Genomic DNA, 18,943 nt, shown 5'->3' on the forward strand with positions numbered 1-18,943 from the left:
CAGGCAAAACTTCCCGGAAACGAGTATGAAAACAGACAACCCATTGATTTCAATTTATATGCCAACCTGGAAACCGGCAACAGCTCGCCATTCGGGGCGATTAAATCGGTATTGCGCCAGGATTACCGTCACTGGGAGATGATCATCGTAGATGATTGCTCCACCTCGTGGGAACAGTTGCAGAAATTTGTTGAAGAGCTGAACGATCCTCGTGTGCGCTATATTCACAACGACACTAACTCTGGTGCCTGCGCGGTGCGCAATCAGGCCATCATGCAGGCCAATGGCGCCTACATTACCGGAATTGATGATGATGATGAATGGACGCCGAACCGTCTGAGCGTCTTCCTTGAACACGCGCATCAACTGGTGACGCACGCTTTTTTATATGCCAACGATTATGTCTGTGAGGGGGAGGTCTACTCGCAGCCTGCCAGTTTGCCGCTGTACCCTAAATCGCCGTACTCGCGCCGTTTGTTCTACAAGCGCAACATTATTGGCAATCAGGTTTTTACCGGGGCGTGGCGTTTTAAAGAGTGCCTGTTCGATACGTCGCTTTCGGCGGCGCAGGATTATGACATTTTTCTGCGCATGGTCGTCGAATATGGCGAGCCGTGGAAAGTGGAAGAGGTGACGCAAATCCTGCACATCAATCACGGCGAGATGCAGATCACCTCATCGCCGAAAAAATTCTCCGGCTACTTTCATTTTTACCGCAAGCACAAAGACAAATTCGACCGGGCCAGCAAAAAGTATCAGCTGTTTACGTTGTATCAGATCCGCAACAAGCGCATGACGTGGCGCACGTTGCTGACGCTCTTTTCCGTACGCAACGGCAAACGACTGGCTGACGGACTGCGGGGGCGCTAAGCATGCTGGAAGATTTACGCGCAAACAGCTGGAGCCTGCGTCCGTGCTGCATGGTGCTGGCGTACCGTGTCGCCCATTTCTGCTCCGTCTGGCGCAAAAAGAATGTGCTGAACAACCTGTGGGCGGCGCCGGTACTGGTGTTGTACCGCATCATCACCGAAGGCTTTTTCGGTTATGAAATACAAGCCGCGGCCACCATTGGCCGCCGATTCACCATCCATCACGGTTATGCGGTGGTGATTAACAAACACGTGGTGGCGGGCGACGATTTTACCCTCCGCCACGGCGTCACTATCGGTAATCGCGGCGCTGACAATATGGCCTGCCCGGTGATTGGCAACGGCGTGGACCTGGGCGCCAATGTCATTCTGCTCGGCGGCATCACTATTGGTCATAACGTGACGATTGGCGCAGGCAGCGTCGTGCTCGACACCATCCCGGACAACGCGCTGGTGGTGGGCGAGAAAGCGCGCGTGAGGATCATCAAATGAACATTCTGCAATTTAATGTGCGGTTGGCGGAAGGCGGCGCGGCAGGCGTGGCGTTAGATCTTCACCAGCGTGCGCTGCAAAAAGGACTGACCTCCCGCTTTGTGTACGGCTATGGCAAAGGCGGTAAGAAAAGCGTTAGCCATCACCGCTACCCGCACGTCATCAAGCACACTCCGCGTCTGACCTCGATGGCGAACATTGCGCTGTTTCGTGTGTTCAATCGCGATCTGTTCGGCAATCTGAATAATGTATACCGCAGCGTAACCCGCACGCCTGGCCCCGTGGTGCTGCATTTTCATGTGTTGCACAGTTACTGGCTGAATCTTGCTGAGGTGGTGGCGTTCTGCGAAAAGGTCACAAACCACAAGCCCGACGTGACGCTGGTGTGGACGCTGCACGATCACTGGAGCGTCACCGGACGCTGCGCCTTTACTGACGGCTGCGAGGGGTGGAAGTCTGGCTGCCAGAAGTGCCCAACACTCAATAACTATCCGCCGGTTAAGGTGGATCGCGCGCATGAGCTGGTGGACGAAAAGCGCCAGCTGTTTCGTGAAATGCTGGCGCTGGGCTGCCAGTTTATCTCTCCCAGCCAGCATGTGGCGGGGGCCTTCAATAGTCTGTATGGCGCAGGACGTTGCCGGGTCATCAATAACGGTATTGATGTGGCAACCGAAGCGATTCTCTCAACGCTGCCCCCGGTCGTTGAAACCCAGGGCCGGCCGAAAATTGCCATTGTCGCGCACGACTTACGTTATGACGGCAAAACAAATCAACGGTTGGTACGCGAGCTGATAGCGCTGGCCGACAAGGTGGAACTGCACACCTTCGGTAAGTTTTCGCCATTCGAAGGGGCCAACGTCATCAACCACGGCTTTGAAACGGATAAAGGGACGCTGATGAGCGCCCTTAACCAGATGGATGCGTTGCTGTTCAGTTCCCGGGTCGACAACTATCCGCTGATCCTCTGTGAGGCGCTGTCCATCGGCGTCCCGGTTATCGCGACCCACAGCGAGGCCGCGCGGGAAGTCTTGCAAAAATCAGGGGGGAAAACCTTCGCTGAAGAGGAGGTAATACGGCTGGTGCAGCTGAGCAAATCAGAGATTGCCAAGGCGGTATTCGGGAGCACGCTGGCCGCGTTTCGTGAACGCAGCCGTGCGGCGTACAGTGGAGATCAGATGCTGGAGGAGTATGTCTCGTTCTATCAGAATCTGTAGTTATCTGCTGCTGCCGCTTATCTATCTGTTGGTTAACGTCAAAATTGCGCAGTTGGGCGAAAGTTTTCCCATCACCATCGTCACCTTTCTGCCGATCCTGCTGTTGTTATTTGTGGAACGCATCAACATAAAAAAACTGATGATCGCGTTAGGCGTAGGGGCAGGGCTGACGGCGTTTAACTTTCTGTTTGGTCAGTCGCTGGATGCCAGCAAGTACGTGACGTCAACCCTGCTGTTTGTCTATATCGTCATCATTATTGGCATGGTCTGGAGCATTCGCTTCAAAACGATTTCACCGCACAACTACCGTAAGATCCTGCGTTTTTTCTACCTGGTGGTGGCGCTGGTGGTGTTGCTCGCTGCGGCTGAAATGGCGCAGATCATTCTCACCGGCGGCAGCAGTTTAATGGAAGGAATTTCGAAATATCTTATTTACAGTAATAGCTATGTTCTGAATTTTATTAAATTCGGTGGTAAGCGAACAACAGCACTGTATTTCGAACCCGCATTTTTTGCTCTGGCCTTAATCTCAATTTGGCTCAGTATCAAACAGTTTGGTATCAAAACACCTAAAACTGATGCTATGATTCTGGCAGGGATAATATTATCAGGATCGTTTTCAGGAGTAATGACGTTTATTCTATTTTACTTACTGGAGTGGGCGTTTCAGTATCTGAATAAGGACGCGATAAAGAAAAAATTACCACTGGCGATAATCTCATTGGCCGTATTTTTGGTCGGTTTGATATTTGCATTTCCTTACATCTCGACCCGCCTCGGTGATTTAGGTACTGAAGGCTCATCATCCTATTATCGTATTATCGGTCCGTTAGTGATGGTGGGTTATTCGTTGAGCCATATTGATGGTGTAATCAGATTTGGCTCACTTTATGAATATGTTGCATCATTCGGAATTTTTAACGGTGCAGATGTCGGTAAAAACAATAGACAATGGGTTGTATCTGCTGATTATTTATTTTTCCTGGTTCGCGGTGTTATTGACGCTGTGGTACATGTGGAAAGTCCTTAAAATGACATTAAATGCGTTTGGCGATAATCAGAATTTTCGGGTGCAGCTTTATCTTTTTACGCCGGTGTCGCTGTTTTTTACCGGTTCGATATTTAGTCCGGAATATGCATTTTTAATTGTGTGTCCGTTTATTTTACGTAAAGCGCTTAGCGTCTGAGTCATCAGGCGCAATGTTACGAGGTCATTCACATGTTGCTCAGTATTATCACCGTCGCCTTTCGTAATCGGGAAGGTATCGTCAGAACGCATGCGTCGTTAGCGCATCTGGCACAGGCGAAGGAGCTCAGCTTCGAGTGGATCGTAGTGGATGGCGGTTCCAACGACGGAACCCGTGAATTTCTCGAAAATCTGAACGGGGATTACCACTTACGCTTTGTCAGCGAGCCGGATAACGGTATCTATGATGCGATGAACAAAGGGATTGAGATGGCGCGCGGTCGCTTTTGCGCTGTTCCTCAACTCTGGCGATATTTTTCATCCACAGGCTGCCCGTTTCGTCCGCCAGCTGCAATCACAAAAAGATGATCGGATGATTACCGGCGACGCGCTGCTGGATTTTGGCGATGGTCATAAAATAAAACGTAGCGCGAAACCCGGTTGGTATATTTATCACAGCTTACCGGCGAGTCATCAGGCAATATTTTTTCCGGTCAGCGGTCTAAAAGTCTGCCAATATGATCTGCAATATAAGGTTTCTTCCGATTATGCACTGGCCGCCAGGATGTATAAAAACGGATACCCCTTTAAAAAACTGAACGGCCTGGTGTCTGAATTTTCAATGGGTGGGGTGTCCACGACGAATAATCTGGAATTATGCCAGGATGCGAAAAAAGTGCAGCGCCAGATATTACGGGTGCCGGGTTTTTGGGATGAATTGTCCATGGCACTTACGCCTGCGCACAACGGGTAAAACGAAGACCTTATATAACAAAAACGTAAATATAAGGAGATGTGATGCAGGATCTCAGTGGTTTTTCTGTGCCAAAAGGGTTCCGGGGCGGCAATGCCATCAAAGTGCAATTATGGTGGGCGGTACAGGCGACATTATTTGCGTGGTCGCCACAGGTGATGTATCGCTGGCGTGCCTTTTTATTACGCTTATTTGGCGCAAAAATCGGAAAAAACGCAGTAATTAGACCGTCAGTAAAAATTACTTATCCGTGGAAATTAACCTTAGGGGACTATGCCTGGGTTGGGGATGACGCGGTTTTATATACGCTGGGTGAGATTACGATAGGTGCGCATTCTGTTATTTCGCAGAAAAGCTATTTGTGCACCGGTAGTCACGATCACCGCAGTCAACATTTTGCTATTAACGCCACACCGATTGTGATTGGCGAGAAATGCTGGCTGGCGACGGATGTTTTCGTTGCTCCTGGCATCACCATCGGCGACGGCACCGTTGTTGGTGCGCGTAGCAGTGTTTTTAAGTCGCTACCGGCAAACGTGATTTGTCGTGGCAATCCGGCAGTGGTGATACGCGAACGCGTTCAGGCTGAATAATTTCTAATAAGTACAGAAGGAAAACATACATGTCAAAAGTCGCTCTCATTACTGGCGTTACCGGGCAGGACGGTTCTTACCTGGCGGAGCTTCTCCTGGAGAAGGGTTACGAGGTGCACGGTATCAAGCGCCGCGCTTCGTCGTTCCAATACCGAGCGTGGTGGATCACATTTATCAGGACCCTCACGCCAGCAATCCGAAATTTCATCTGCACTACGGCGATCTGACGGACTCTTCCAACCTGACGCGCATTCTGCAGGAAGTGCAGCCCGATGAAGTTTACAACCTGGGGGCGATGAGCCACGTCGCAGTGTCCTTTGAATCGCCGGAATACACCGCTGACGTCGATGCGATGGGGACGCTGCGCCTGCTGGAGGCCGATCCGCTTCCTCGGTCTGGAAAAGAAAACGCGCTTCTATCAGGCCTCCACCTCTGAGTTGTATGGCCTGGTGCAGGAAATCCCGCAGAAAGAGACCACGCCGTTCTATCCGCGTTCTCCGTACGCGGTGGCCAAACTGTACGCCTACTGGATAACCGTCAACTACCGTGAATCCTACGGGATCTACGCCTGTAACGGCATTTTGTTTAACCATGAATCGCCGCGCCGTGGCGAAACCTTCGTGACCCGCAAAATTACCCGCGCGATCGCCAATATCGCCCAGGGCCTGGAGTCATGCCTGTACCTCGGCAATATGGATTCCTTGCGTGACTGGGGCCACGCCAAAGACTACGTCAAAATGCAGTGGATGATGCTGCAGCAGGAGAAACCGGAAGACTTCGTGATCGCCACCGGCGTGCAGTACTCCGTTCGTCAGTTCGTTGAAATGGCGGCAGGGCAACTGGGGATCAAATTGCGTTTCGAAGGGGAAGGGGTGGACGAGAAAGGCATCGTCGTCTCTGTGACCGGTCATGATGCGCCGGGCGTTAAAGCGGGTGATGTGATTGTGGCGGTTGACCCGCGTTATTTCCGCCCTGCGGAAGTGGAAACCCTGCTGGGCGACCCTTCCCGCGCACATCAAAAACTGGGCTGGAAGCCGGAGATTACCTTGCAGCAGATGGTGTCAGAGATGGTCGCTAACGATCTGGAAGCGGCGAAGAAGCACTCACTGCTGAAATCTCATGGTTACGAGGTTGCCATCGCGCTGGAGAATTAATGATGAAAAAACGTATTTATATTGCTGGTCATCGTGGAATGGTAGGTTCCGCTATCTATCGGCAGCTTGCACAGCGAGACGATGTTGAACTGGTTGTTCGTCATCGTGAACAACTTAATCTGTTGGATACGCAAGCCGTTAATGCTTTCTTTGCCAGCGAAGATATTGATCAAGTTTATCTGGCTGCGGCTAAAGTTGGTGGAATTATGGCTAATAACAACTATCCATCTGATTTTATTTATGAAAATATGATGATGGAGAATAATATTATCCATGCTGCACACAGTTTCAATGTTGAGAAACTTCTTTTTCTGGGGTCGTCATGTATTTATCCTAAATTTGCGCAGCAGCCAATTAAAGAAAGCGAATTACTCCAGGGGTCACTCGAACCCACAAATGAGCCGTACGCAATTGCTAAAATTGCGGGAATAAAGCTTTGTGAATCTTATAACAGGCAGTATGGAAGAGATTACCGCTCCGTGATGCCAACAAATTTATATGGGCCTAACGATAACTTCCATCGTCATAATTCACATGTTATTCCGGCCCTGCTGCGTCGTTTTCATGAGGCTGCTCAGCGTAATGAAAAATATGTGGAAGTATGGGGGAGTGGGGAACCGATGCGAGATTTTTTGCATGTGGATGATATGGCCGCTGCCAGCATTTATGTAATGGAACTTGATCACGAGGTGTGGCAGAAGAATACCGATCCAATGCTTTCTCATGTCAATGTGGGGACAGGGGAAGACTGTACTATCCGGGAGCTTTCTGACGTTATTGCGAAAGTTGTCGGTTTGAAGAGTGAAATTATTTTTGACTCTTCGAAACCAGACGGTACACCACGAAAATTACTGGATGTGAGTCGCTTAAGACGCCTTGGCTGGCAACATGAAATTGGGCTGGAACAAGGGCTGGCAAACACTTATCGCTGGTTTATTGATAATCAGCAGAAATTCAGGGGGAGTAATGCTCCTTAATAAAGAAGACTTTGCTCACATAGTGCGCTCTACCCCTCTGATCTCACTGGATTTTATTATTGAAAATGAATTTGGCGAGTTTTTAGTTGGGAGGCGAAATAATAGACCAGCAAAGGGATATTGGTTTGTCCCTGGTGGGCGAGTATTAAAAAGTGAAACTCTGGAGCAGGCGTTTATTCGTTTAAGCGAGGAGGAGTTGGGTCAGCAATTCGTTCTTATGGATAGTCAATTTTTCGGCGTCTGGCAACACTTTTACGATGACAATTTTTCTGATGCTCGTTTTTCGACGCACTATGTCGTTCTGGGGTTTCGGCTCAAAATAAATTCTACTGCCACGATGCTACCCTTAAAGCAGCATGATACCTGGCGTTGGGCGAAATCAGAGGTGCTTCTTACTGATGAGGATGTCCACCATAATACTCGAGCTTACTTTAATCCAGAGCTGCAGCACCAGGTGCCCGGCTTATGAGAATTCTGGTTTACGGTATTAACTACTCACCTGAACTTACTGGAATCGGCAAGTACACCGGCGAGATGGTGGAATGGATGGCGGGCATGGGCCATGACGTTCGTGTCATAACAGCACCTCCATACTATCCTCAGTGGAAAGTAGAAAAGGGCTACTCATTTTGGCGTTATCGTCGGGAAGAGGGGAAGGCCACAGTTTGGCGCTGTCCTTTATATGTTCCTGGACAACCAACGACACTTAAACGGTTACTGCATTTGGCCAGCTTTGCCCTGAGCAGTTTTTTTCCCTTGATGGCTCAGCTTCGTTGGAAGCCTGATCGCATTATTGGTGTGGTGCCGACACTATTTTGCACGCCGGGAATGCGTCTGTTAGCGAAATTAACAGGTGCTCGTACGTTGCTGCATATTCAGGATTATGAAGTGGATGCCATGCTTGGGCTAGGTATGACGGGGGAAAGGTAAATCTGGAATACTCGCCAGACTGGCAACAGTATTTGAGCGTAGCGGTTTGCTGAATGTTGACAACGTCTCCACGATCTCTCATTCAATGATGAAAAGAGCGCAGGGAAAAGGGTTTCCGGCGGAAAAAATGATCTTTTTCCCTAACTGGTCGGAAGTTGCGCGATTTCGCGAGGTGAATGTTACTGAGGTGGCTCGATTAAGGCATCAGTTGGGCTTACCAAAGGGAAAAAAAATCATTCTCTATTCCGGCAATATTGGTGAGAAGCAGGGGATGGAAAATATTGTCGAAGCAGCTGCTGTTCTCGAGAATAAACCTTGGCTATTTGTCATTGTTTGGACAAGGCGGAGGGAAAGCTAGAATAGAAAAAATGGTAACGGAACGTGCGTTGAGTAATGTGAATTTCTATCCGCTACAACCCTATGAAACATTACCCGCGTTACTAAAAATTGCAGATTGTCATCTGATAGTTCAGAAGCGTGGTGCAGCCGATGCCGTTTTGCCTTCCAAACTGACGAATATTCTGGCTGTGGGTGGTAATGCCGTGATCACTGCGGAAGAACATACTGAACTGGGACAACTTTGCCAGAAACATCCAGGTATTGCGACTTGCATTGACCCGGAATCAGTGGATGCACTGGTTGCAGGTATCACTCAATCATTATCTTTACCCGAAAATAATGTCGTTGCTTATACCTATGCTGAGCACACATTCAATAAACAAAATGTGTTAAACCAATTTATTATAGATTTACAGGACTAATTTATGCGTCAGTGCAATCTTTATCCAGTGATTATCGCAGGAGGCTCAGGAACCCGCTTATGGCCTTTATCCAGGACCTTGTACCCTAAGCAGTTTCTGTGTCTTGGAGGAGATACATCGATGCTTCAGTCGACAGTATGCCGTTTGAATGGGCTTGAATGTGCTCCTCCACTCGTAATTTGTAATGAGAAACATCGTTTTATTGTTTCTGAACAACTTCAGGAAATTGGGCAGTTGTCAGGAAATATTATTTTGGAACCATCCGCGAGAAACACTGCCCCAGCAGTTGCTCTTGCAGCGATAGCCGCATGTAATAGCAATCCCGATCATGAACCTATTTTGTTAGTGTTGGCTGCAGATCATGTTATCGAAGAAAATAAAGCTTTCCAGGAAGCTGTAATATCTGCTATTCCTTTGGCTGAAAATGGTAAGTTAGTTACCTTTGGTATAGTGCCTGATGCACCTGAAACAGGATATGGATATATTCGCCGGGGGGATGTGACTAATACGGAAATAAAAGTGGACTCAGTCGCATTTAACGTCGATGCTTTTGTGGAGAAGCCAGATTTAAAAGCCGCAGAGAAATATATTTCTGGAGGAGATTACTACTGGAATAGTGGTATGTTTTTATTCCGTGCTCGACGATATCTTGAAGAACTTGAAAAATATCGGCCAGATATTTTTCAGGCTTGCCAGGATGCAATGAATAATGCAGAGCAGGACAATAATTTCATTCGTGTTGGCAGTGCTGCTTTTCAGGGGTGTCCCAGTGAATCCATTGATTACGCGGTGATGGAAAAGACCACTGATGCTGTTGTTTTACCAATGAATGTTGGATGGAGCGATGTAGGTTCATGGTCTTCGCTTTGGGAAATTAGCAACCAAAATGAAGATGGCAATGTTCATCATGGCGATGTGATAAGCCATAATACAGAGAATAGCTTTGTTTATGCTGAGTCAGGACTCGTTACAACCGTAGGCGTGAAGGATCTTGTTGTCGTTCAGACAAAAGATGCGGTGTTAATTGCAAATAAACATGACGTACAGGTTGTAAAGAAAATTGTAGAACAAATAAAAGTTACTGGTAGACAAGAACATCATATTCATCGTGAAGTCTTTAGACCGTGGGGGAAATATGACTCCATCGATGAAGGTAATCGTTATCAGGTGAAAAGAATCACAGTGAAACCGGGGGAGGGATTCGCGTTAAGGATGCATCATCATCGTGCTGAGCATTGGATTATCGTCGCAGGGACGGCAAAAATCACTATTTGCAATGAGGTTCAGTTATTTAGTGAAAATCAGTCAGTCTATATTCCTCAGGGGACGATTCACTGTCTTGAAAATCCCGGTAAAGTACCACTTGAAATGATTGAGGTTCGCTCGGGAGTGTATCTCGAAGAAGATGATATTGTACGGTTTAGTCAACCCAATAAATATATTGAATGATTATTAAATTATTGTTCATAAAGATTTGTTTCAATATAAGATATTACGGTGTGAATTATATAAGTATCACTCGTTCTGTTCGTTTGTTTTTCCACTCGGTCAGAGGTTAACAGTTATCTGGATAAGGGGGGCCATGACGAAATTAACGTCCATGAGGTTCACTGCAGTTCAGGCGGTAAATTATTCTTAACTGCGAGACGCAGACGTTGATAATAGCGAAAGGATTGCGGTGTGCCAGAGTTGACATGATTAACATATTATTGGGCACTGACGAGAGCTATTTCGCCATCATCAGGCGTTGTTGAATCAGTAATGTCAGTGCTTCTCTTATCCAGTCAGGGAATGCCTGGATAAGGGCTAAGAACAGGAACAACGATGACAAATCTAAAAAAGCGCGAGCGAGCCAAAACCAATGCATCGTTAATCTCTATGGTGCAACGCTTTTCAGATATCACCCTCATGTTTGGCGGGCTGTGGGTCGTCTGCCAGGTGAGCGGCTTGCCATTTCTGTATATGCACCTGTTGGTGGCCTTAATTACGTTGGTGGTGTTCCAGATGCTGGGAGGCATAACGGATTTTTACCGCTCCTGGCGCGGGGTCAAAATTTCGACGGAGCTGGCGCTGCTGCTGCGTAACTGGACGCTGAGCCTGGTGTTTAGCGCGGGTTTAATCGCCTTTAATAACGACGTTGAGAACCGTCCTGCCGTCTGGCTGGCGTGGTATCTGCTCTCAAGCGTTGGACTGGTGGTCTGCCGTTCGTTGATTCGTTACGGGGCAGGCTGGTTACGCCATCGTGGTTACAACAAACGGCGGGTGGCGGTGGCGGGCGATTTGCCCGCCGGTCAGGCGTTGCTGGAGAGTTTTCGCAACGAACCGTGGCTGGGCTTTGAAGTGGTCGGGGTGTATCACGACGCGAAACCGGGCGGCGTGTCATCGGACTGGGCGGGCAATCTGCGACAGCTGGTGGAGGATGCCAAAGCGTCACGCATTCATAACGTTTATATCGCCATGTCGATGTGTGACGGCGCGCGGGTGAAAAAGCTGGTGCGGGAACTGGCTGATACAACCTGTTCGGTGATCCTGATCCCCGATGTCTTCACCTTCAATATTTTGCACTCCCGCATCGAAGAGGTGAGTGGTGTGCCGGTCGTGCCGCTGTATGACACGCCGCTCTCGGGCATCAATCGTCTGCTTAAACGTGCCGAAGACATTGCGCTGGCGTCGCTGATTCTGTTGCTGATTTCTCCGGTGCTGTGCTGCATTGCGCTGTCGGTCAAACTGACGTCTCCCGGCCCGGTTATTTTCCGCCAGACGCGCTACGGCATGGATGGCAAACCGATCAAAGTGTGGAAATTCCGATCCATGAAAGTGATGGAAAACGATGCGGTGGTCACTCAGGCGACGCAAAACGATCCCCGCGTGACCCCCGTGGGAAACTTCCTGCGCCGCACGTCTCTGGACGAGTTGCCGCAGTTCATTAACGTGTTGACGGGCGGCATGTCCATCGTTGGGCCGCGACCGCATGCGGTGGCGCACAACGAGCAATACCGCCAGCTTATCGAGGGTTACATGCTGCGCCACAAGGTGAAACCGGGCATTACCGGCTGGGCGCAAATCAACGGCTGGCGCGGTGAGACCGACACCTTAGAGAAGATGGAAAAGCGGGTTGAGTTTGATCTGGAGTACATCCGCGAATGGAGCCTGTGGTTCGACATCAAGATTGTCTTTCTGACTGTGTTTAAGGGCTTTGTTAACAAAGCGGCTTACTGAGGAACGATCATGAGTTTACGCGAAAAAACCCTCAGCGGCGCCAGGTGGTCGGCGATGGCCACCGTGGTTATCATCGGTCTGGGACTGATTCAGATGACGGTGCTGGCGCGGATTATCGACAACCATCAGTTTGGTCTGTTAACCGTCTCGCTGGTGATTATTGCGCTGGCCGACACCCTCTCGGACTTTGGCATCGCCAACTCGATTATCCAGCGTAAAGAGATAAGTCACCTCGAACTAACCACTCTGTACTGGCTCAACGTCGGTCTGGGAATAGTGGTGTGCGTGGCGGTGTTTCTGCTTAGCGACGTGATTGGCAATGTGCTGAATAACCCCGATCTGGCGCCATTAATCAAAACCTTGTCGCTGGCATTTGTGGTGATCCCCCATGGGCAGCAGTTCCGTGCGCTGATGCAAAAGGAGCTGGAATTCAACAAGATTGGCATGATCGAGACCAGTTCGGTGCTGGCGGGGTTTACCTTTACGGTGGTCAGCGCCCATTTCTGGCCGTGGGCGTTAACCGCGATCCTCGGTTATCTGGTCAACAGCGCGGTCCGTACGCTGCTGTTTGGCTATTTTGGCCGCAAAATCTATCGTCCCGGACTGCACTTTTCGCTGGCATCCGTCTCATCGAACTTACGTTTTGGCGCCTGGCTGACGGCAGACAGCATCATCAATTATGTGAATACCAATCTCTCAACCCTGGTGCTTGCGCGCATTCTTGGCGCAGGCGTGGCGGGGGGATACAACCTGGCGTACAACGTGGCGGTCGTTCCGCCGATGAAACTCAACCCCATCATTACCCGCGTGCTGTTTCCCGCGTTTGCCAAAATTCAGGACGATACCGAAAAGCTGCGAATTAACTTCTACAAGCTGCTGTCGGTGGTGGGGATCATTAACTTCCCTGCGTTGCTTGGTCTGATGGTGGTGTCGAACAATTTTGTACCACTGGTTTTTGGCGAGAAATGGCGCGGTATTGTTCCGGTACTGCAGCTGTTGTGCGTGGTGGGACTGTTGCGCTCCATTGGCAACCCGATTGGCTCGCTGCTAATGGCGAAAGCGCGCGTCGATATCAGCTTCAAATTCAATGTGTTCAAAACGTGCCTGTTTATTCCGGCCATTCTCGTGGGTGGTCATCTGGCGGGCGTCATCGGCGTCACGCTGGGTTTTCTGCTGGTGCAAATCATCAATACGGTGCTGAGTTATTTCGTGATGATCAAACCGGTGCTGGGCTCCAGTTATCGTCAGTACATCCTGAGCCTGTGGTTACCGTTTTATCTCTCTTTACCGACGCTGGCGCTGAGTTATGGCCTGGGCGTTGCGTTGCAGGGACATCTGCTACTCAGCGTATTGCTGGCAACGCAAATTGCTGCGGGCGCGCTGGCCTTTGTCGTGATGATCGTGGCATCACGCCATCCGTTAGTGGTGGAAATTAAGCGCCAGTTTTGTCGCAGCGAAAAAATGAAAACACTGCTACGCGCAGGATAAAGCTCAAACATGATTAATGGGATACAAATGAAACTACTCATACTTGGCAACCATACCTGCGGCAACCGTGGCGACAGTGCGATTTTACGCGGCCTGTTGGATGCTGTTCATCGCCTGGAACCCGACGCTGAAGTCGACGTGATGAGCCGTTATCCGGTGAGTTCTTCCTGGTTACTCAATCGTCCGGTGAGTGGGCGATCCTATCTGGCTGCAAATGAAGCAGCACAACAGGTGCCGGCAGGGATGATGGGGCGGGTGAAAAAAGTGCTGCGCCGCCGCTATCAACATCAGGTTCTGCTTTCGCGCGTCACGGATACCGGCAAGCTGCGTAACATTGCGATTGCCCAGGGCTTTACAGATTTTGTCCGTCTGCTGTCGGGCTACGACGCGATTATCCAGGTTGGCGGATCGTTTTTTGTCGACCTCTACGGCGTACCGCAATTTGAGCATGCACTGTGTACGTTCATGGCGAAAAAACCGCTGTAGCAATGATGGGTCACAGCGTCGGCCCGTTTCCAGGACGATCAGTTCAACCGACTGGCGAACTATGTTTTTGGACAGTGTGACGCGTTGATCCTGCGCGAAGCGGTAAGCCTTGAACTGATGAAGCGTAGCGACATCACGACGGCAAAAGTGGAATCCGGCGTGGACACCGCGTGGCTGGTGGAGCGTCACCTTGAGGATTTTGAAGCGGCCTACACGGTACAACACTGGCTGGATGTGGCCGCGACGCAGAAGACCGTGGCAATCACACTGCGCGAACTGGCGCCGTTTGATAAACCGTCTGGGGCACTACCCAGCAAGGCCTATGAGCAGGCGTTCGCCCGGGGTCGTGAATCGCATTCTGGAGGAAGGGTATCAGGTGATTGCACTCTCAACCTGTACCGGGATCGACAGCTATAACAAAGATGACCGTATGGTGGCGCTGAATTTACGCCAGTATGTCAGCGATCCGTCGCGCTACCACGTGGTGATGGACGAACTGAACGATCTGGAAATGGGAAAAATTCTTGCCGCCTGCGAATTGACCGTGGGAACAACGTCTGCACTCCGCGATTATCTCGATGAACTTTGACACCCCGGCCATTGCCATCAACTACGAACATAAGTCGGCGGGGATCATGCAGGCAACTGGGATTGCCTGAGATGGCCATCGATATTCGCCATCTCCTGGATGGCAGCCTGGAAACAAGGGTTGCCGATACGCTGGGGGCAGTTGCCGGAACTGGGAACACGCGCGTTTCTGCCGCTGTGGCACGTGAGCGTGAACAGGGGTTACGCATGGTTGAATCGGTGTTAAGCCGCATCAGGGAGGGAAAATGAAAGTTAGCTTCTTTTTACTCAAATTCCCGTTGTCCTCAGAGACTTTTGTGCTGAACCAAATCACCGCGTTTATCGACATGGGGTTTGAGGTCGACATTGTCGCGCTGCAGAAGGGCGATTTGCAAAATACCCACGCGTCATGGACGAAATACAGTCTGGAAGCAAAACGCGCTGGTTGCAGGATGAGCCGACGGGGCGGCCTCGCAAAAGCTTGCGCTATCGCGCATTCAAAACGTTATCGGGGACTTCATCGTGCGACGACATGGAAAGCGCTCAACGTTTCCCGCTACGGTGCCGAGTCACGCAACCTGATCCTTTCCTCTATTTGCGCTCAGGTCACGACACCGTTTGATGCGGATGTCTTTATCGCCCATTTTGGTCCTGCGGGGGTAACGGCGGCGAAACTGCGGGAACTTGGGGTACTCAAAGGCAAGATCGCCACTATTTTCCACGGCATTGATATCTCGAGTCGGGAAGTGGCTCAACCATTATACGCCCGAGTACCAGCACCTGTTTCGGCGCGGTGATTTGATGCTGCCCATCAGCGACCTATGGGCTGCGCGCCTGAAAGGGATGGGCTGTCCGCCGGAGAAGATCGCGGTATCACGCATGGGCGTGGATATGGCGCGGTTTACCCATCGGCCGCTTAAAACGCCAGCAACGCCGCTGGAAGTAATCTCCGTTGCCCGCCTTACCGAGAAAAAAGGGCTGCACGTCGCCATTGAAGCCTGCCGCCTGCTTAAAGCGCGCGGCGTGGATTTCCGTTATCGCATTCTGGGTATCGGTCCGTGGGAAAGACGTCTGCGCACGCTGATCGAGCAGTACCAACTGGAGGATGTAATTGACATGCCCGGATTTAAACCCAGTCATGACGTAAAAAAAATGCTGGATCAGGCCGATGTCTTTCTGCTGCCTTCGGTCACGGGGGCGGACGGGGATATGGAAGGTATTCCTGTAGCATTGATGGAAGCGATGGCGGTAGGTATTCCGGTTATCTCTACGGTGCATAGTGGGATCCCGGAACTGGTGGAAGCTGGAAAATCCGGCTGGCTGGTGCCCGAAAACGATGCCCCGGCGCTGGCCGAACAACTGGCCGCATTCAGTCGAATCGACGGCGAGGCGCTCCGACCCGTGGTGCAACGCGCTCGTGAAAAAATTGAGTCTGATTTTAACCAGCAGGCGATCAATCTTCAGCTCTCCAGCCTGCTGCAAACGCTATAAATTGAGGTTGTATGCCAGAGAAGACACTCTCCCGACGTACCTTTCTGACGGCAGGCTCCGTCCTTGCCGCACTCCCCATCCTCCATACTCCGCTTGCCCGCGCCGTTGAACCCCGAAGGACCGTCAATATCCAGGAATATAATCCGCAGGACTGGGTAGCCTCGTTCAGACGCGCGTTCGATGACGCGCAAACCGTCGTTGTGCCCGCCGGAGTGGTCTGCAAAAACATCAATACGGGGATTTTCATCCCTGCCGGTAAAACGCTGCACGTACTTGGGCGGCTAAGCGGCAACGGCAGAGGCCGATTTGTGCTACAGGATGGCTGTCAGGTCACAGGGAAGGGGGGCGGTAGCCTGCACAACATCACGCTGGACGTTCGCGGTTCGGACTGTGTTATCAAAGGGATTGCCATGAGCGGGTTTGTCTCCGGTGACCCAGATTTTATATTGGCGGCAAAAAACCGCGGATTATGCGCAATCTGATCATTGATGACATCACGGTGACTCAGGCGAACTATGCCATTCTGCGCCAGGGATTCCATAACCAGGTTGACGGCGCGCGGATCACTCATAGCCGTTTCAGTGACCTACAGGGCGATGCGATTGAATGGAATGTGGCGATCAACGATCGCAATATCCTGATTTCGGATCATGTCATTGAACGTATCAACTGCACTAACGGCAAGATTAACTGGGGGATCGGCATTGGGTTAGCGGGAAGCACGTATGACAATCGCTACCCGGAAGAGCAAACGGTGAAAAACTTTGTGGTGGCAAACATCACCGGCTCTGATTGTCGGCAACTGGTCCACGTCGAGAACGGCAAACACTTTATCATTCGCAATGTGAAGGCCCGAAATATCACACCGGATTTCAGTAAGAAAGCAGGGATAGATAATGCCACGGTGGCAATATATGGTTGTGATAATTTTGTGATCGATAATATTGATATGGTGAATAGTACTGGAATACTTATTGGTTACGGTGTGGTTAAAGGTCGATATTTATCCATCCCACAAAATTTCAAATTGAATGATATTCATCTCGATAATACTCATCTTGCCTGGAAGCTACGCGGCATCCAAATCGCTTCCGGAAACGCGCCCTCGTTTGTGGCGCTCACTAACATTGAGATGAAGCGGGCGACACTGGAACTGCACAATAAGCCGCAGCATCTTTTTTTACGTAACATCAATGTGATGCAGACGTCCACCACCGGGCCCGCGCTGAAAATGCACTTTGACCTGCGCAAAGACGTGAGAGGGAAGTTTATGGCCAAACAGGACACGTTGTTGTCTCTGGCCAACGTGCATGCGGTTAATGAGAAAGGGCAGAGTTCGGTAGATATCGACAGCATCAATCACCAGGTCGTCAATGTTGAGGATATCAATTTCAGATTGCCGGAACAGGGCTCGGTAGTTTTATGTACATTCCTGAAAAACACATGTCTATTCTTCAGATTATGGCTACTGCATTCTCTGGATAAGCGGCGTAACATCTTCAACAGGGCCGCCATGTAATTCATGCTGGCTAAAACATGCTAAAGAGCTATAATTCAGCAACCATTTTGCAGGTGGATGAAATAATGATTAATTTGAAAGCAGTTATTCCGGTAGCGGGTCTGGGTATGCACATGTTGCCTGCCACCAAGGCAATTCCCAAAGAGATGCTGCCGATCGTCGACAAACCCATGATTCAGTACATTGTCGACGAGATTGTGGCTGCTGGGATCAAAGAAATCCTCCTGGTAACTCACGCGTCCAAAAACGCGGTCGAGAACCATTTCGACACCTCCTACGAACTGGAATCTCTCCTCGAGCAGCGTGTAAAACGCCAATTGTTGGCGGAAGTACAGTCCATCTGTCCTCCTGGTGTGACGATCATGAATGTGCGCCAGGCTCAACCTCTTGGTTTGGGTCATTCCATTCTGTGCGCGCGCCCGGTTATTGGTGATAACCCGTTTGTCGTTGTATTACCTGATATTATTATCGATAACGCCAGTGCTGACCCACTGCGTTATAACCTTGCTGCCATGGTGGCCCGCTTCAATGAAACCGGTCGTAGCCAGGTACTGGCGAAGCGCATGAAGGGCGATCTTTCAGAGTATTCTGTTATTCAGACGAAAGAAGCACTGGATAATGAGGGTAAAGTGAGCCGCATCGTTGAGTTCATCGAAAAACCAGATCAGCCGCAAACGCTCGACTCTGATCTGATGGCGGTGGGTCGCTATGTCCTCTCTGCGGATATCTGGGCTGAACTCGAAAAAACTGAACGAGGTGCCTGGGGTCGCATCCAGTTGACTGACGCCATTGCCGAACTGGCGAAAAAACAGTCTGTTGATGCAATGCTGATGACTGGTGACAGCTATGACTGCGGTAAAAAAATGGGTTATATGCAGGCGTTTGTGAAGTATGGGCTGCGTAACCTGAAGGAAGGGCCGAAGTTCCGTAAGAGTATTGAGAAGTTGCTGAGTTAACGCCGAAAACTTTGGTTATTTGAAATACAGGTTGGTAGAGCGGCAGTCTAAGTCGAGGTTGAAGGTCGTCCTGATGCCTCAATCTTACTGCCGTTTTTTTATAAAATTCAAATGCTAAAAAGGGTGATAGTGTTAGGAAATACTCATACACAATTAGATATTTTTCCTTGTTTCGTCAGTTAAGAAATAAGAGAATATACGGATAAAGGATTTCATAGAGCCTTCTGAATTTGATGAAATCATACTAAAGCCAATCAAAAAATGAGCAGTATCCTGGTAGCTGTAGA

Annotated in this window: 9 protein-coding genes and 8 pseudogenes; all 17 read left to right on the plus strand. The window is 50.0% G+C overall.

The annotated features are described in order from the left end of the window. The first annotated feature begins 25 nt into the window (after positions 1-25). Positions 26-870 (plus strand): annotated as a pseudogene (gene wcaA / locus P2W74_RS08375) (colanic acid biosynthesis glycosyltransferase WcaA). A 2-nt stretch (positions 871-872) separates the two neighbouring features. Then, on the plus strand, positions 873-1,361 hold the full coding sequence (gene wcaB, locus P2W74_RS08380) for a colanic acid biosynthesis acetyltransferase WcaB (protein WP_276294673.1): 489 nt from the start codon (positions 873-875) through the stop codon (positions 1,359-1,361). After that, positions 1,358-2,575, plus strand: a complete 1,218-nt coding sequence (gene wcaC, locus P2W74_RS08385; protein ID WP_276294674.1) for a colanic acid biosynthesis glycosyltransferase WcaC — start codon at positions 1,358-1,360, stop codon at positions 2,573-2,575. Before wcaB ends, wcaC begins: the two co-directional genes overlap by 4 nt. Continuing rightward, positions 2,550-3,762, plus strand: a pseudogene (gene wcaD, locus P2W74_RS08390) (colanic acid polymerase WcaD). Before wcaC ends, wcaD begins: the two are co-directional and overlap by 26 nt. A 32-nt stretch (positions 3,763-3,794) precedes the next feature. Next, a pseudogene (gene wcaE, locus P2W74_RS08395) lies at positions 3,795-4,540 on the plus strand (colanic acid biosynthesis glycosyltransferase WcaE); the annotation flags it as partial. Positions 4,541-4,559: 19 nt separating this feature from the next. Next, a complete protein-coding gene (gene wcaF, locus P2W74_RS08400; RefSeq protein WP_276294675.1) occupies positions 4,560-5,108 on the plus strand; it encodes a colanic acid biosynthesis acetyltransferase WcaF in 549 nt (182 codons plus the stop codon). A gap of 29 nt (positions 5,109-5,137) precedes the next feature. Further along, positions 5,138-6,262, plus strand: a pseudogene (gene gmd / locus P2W74_RS08405) (GDP-mannose 4,6-dehydratase). After that, positions 6,262-7,239 carry a GDP-L-fucose synthase gene (gene fcl, locus P2W74_RS08410; RefSeq protein ID WP_276294676.1) on the plus strand — a complete coding sequence of 326 codons (978 nt, stop codon included), beginning with the start codon at positions 6,262-6,264 and terminating at the stop codon, positions 7,237-7,239. The pseudogene gmd and the gene fcl overlap by 1 nt, the downstream one beginning before the upstream one ends. Then, positions 7,229-7,708, plus strand: a complete 480-nt coding sequence (locus P2W74_RS08415) for a GDP-mannose mannosyl hydrolase (protein WP_276294677.1) — start codon at positions 7,229-7,231, stop codon at positions 7,706-7,708. The genes fcl and P2W74_RS08415 overlap by 11 nt, the downstream gene beginning before the upstream one ends. Continuing rightward, positions 7,705-8,930: pseudogene (gene wcaI, locus P2W74_RS08420) on the plus strand (colanic acid biosynthesis fucosyltransferase WcaI). The gene P2W74_RS08415 and the pseudogene wcaI overlap by 4 nt, the downstream one beginning before the upstream one ends. Positions 8,931-8,933: 3 nt before the next feature. Further along, on the plus strand, positions 8,934-10,379 hold the full coding sequence (cpsB, locus tag P2W74_RS08425) for a mannose-1-phosphate guanyltransferase (RefSeq protein ID WP_276294678.1): 1,446 nt from the start codon (positions 8,934-8,936) through the stop codon (positions 10,377-10,379). Positions 10,380-10,754: 375 nt separating this feature from the next. Beyond that, a complete protein-coding gene (wcaJ, locus tag P2W74_RS08430) occupies positions 10,755-12,149 on the plus strand; it encodes an undecaprenyl-phosphate glucose phosphotransferase (RefSeq protein ID WP_276294679.1) in 1,395 nt (464 codons plus the stop codon). A gap of 9 nt (positions 12,150-12,158) precedes the next feature. Further along, positions 12,159-13,637, plus strand: coding sequence for a colanic acid undecaprenyl disphosphate flippase WzxC (gene wzxC / locus P2W74_RS08435; protein WP_276294680.1), 1,479 nt, complete (start codon positions 12,159-12,161; stop codon positions 13,635-13,637). A 27-nt stretch (positions 13,638-13,664) separates the two neighbouring features. Next, positions 13,665-14,960 (plus strand): annotated as a pseudogene (gene wcaK / locus P2W74_RS08440) (colanic acid biosynthesis pyruvyl transferase WcaK). After that, positions 14,957-16,181, plus strand: a pseudogene (gene wcaL / locus P2W74_RS08445) (colanic acid biosynthesis glycosyltransferase WcaL). Before wcaK ends, wcaL begins: the two co-directional pseudogenes overlap by 4 nt. An 11-nt stretch (positions 16,182-16,192) precedes the next feature. Continuing rightward, a pseudogene (gene wcaM / locus P2W74_RS08450) lies at positions 16,193-17,589 on the plus strand (colanic acid biosynthesis protein WcaM); the annotation flags it as partial. 176 nt (positions 17,590-17,765) lie between these two features. Continuing rightward, a complete protein-coding gene (galF, locus tag P2W74_RS08455) occupies positions 17,766-18,656 on the plus strand; it encodes a GalU regulator GalF (protein WP_276294681.1) in 891 nt (296 codons plus the stop codon). The last annotated feature ends 287 nt before the right edge of the window (positions 18,657-18,943 follow it).

The sequence above is a fragment of the Citrobacter enshiensis genome (assembly GCF_029338175.1).
In the GTDB taxonomy this organism is placed as follows: domain Bacteria; phylum Pseudomonadota; class Gammaproteobacteria; order Enterobacterales; family Enterobacteriaceae; genus Citrobacter_D; species Citrobacter_D enshiensis.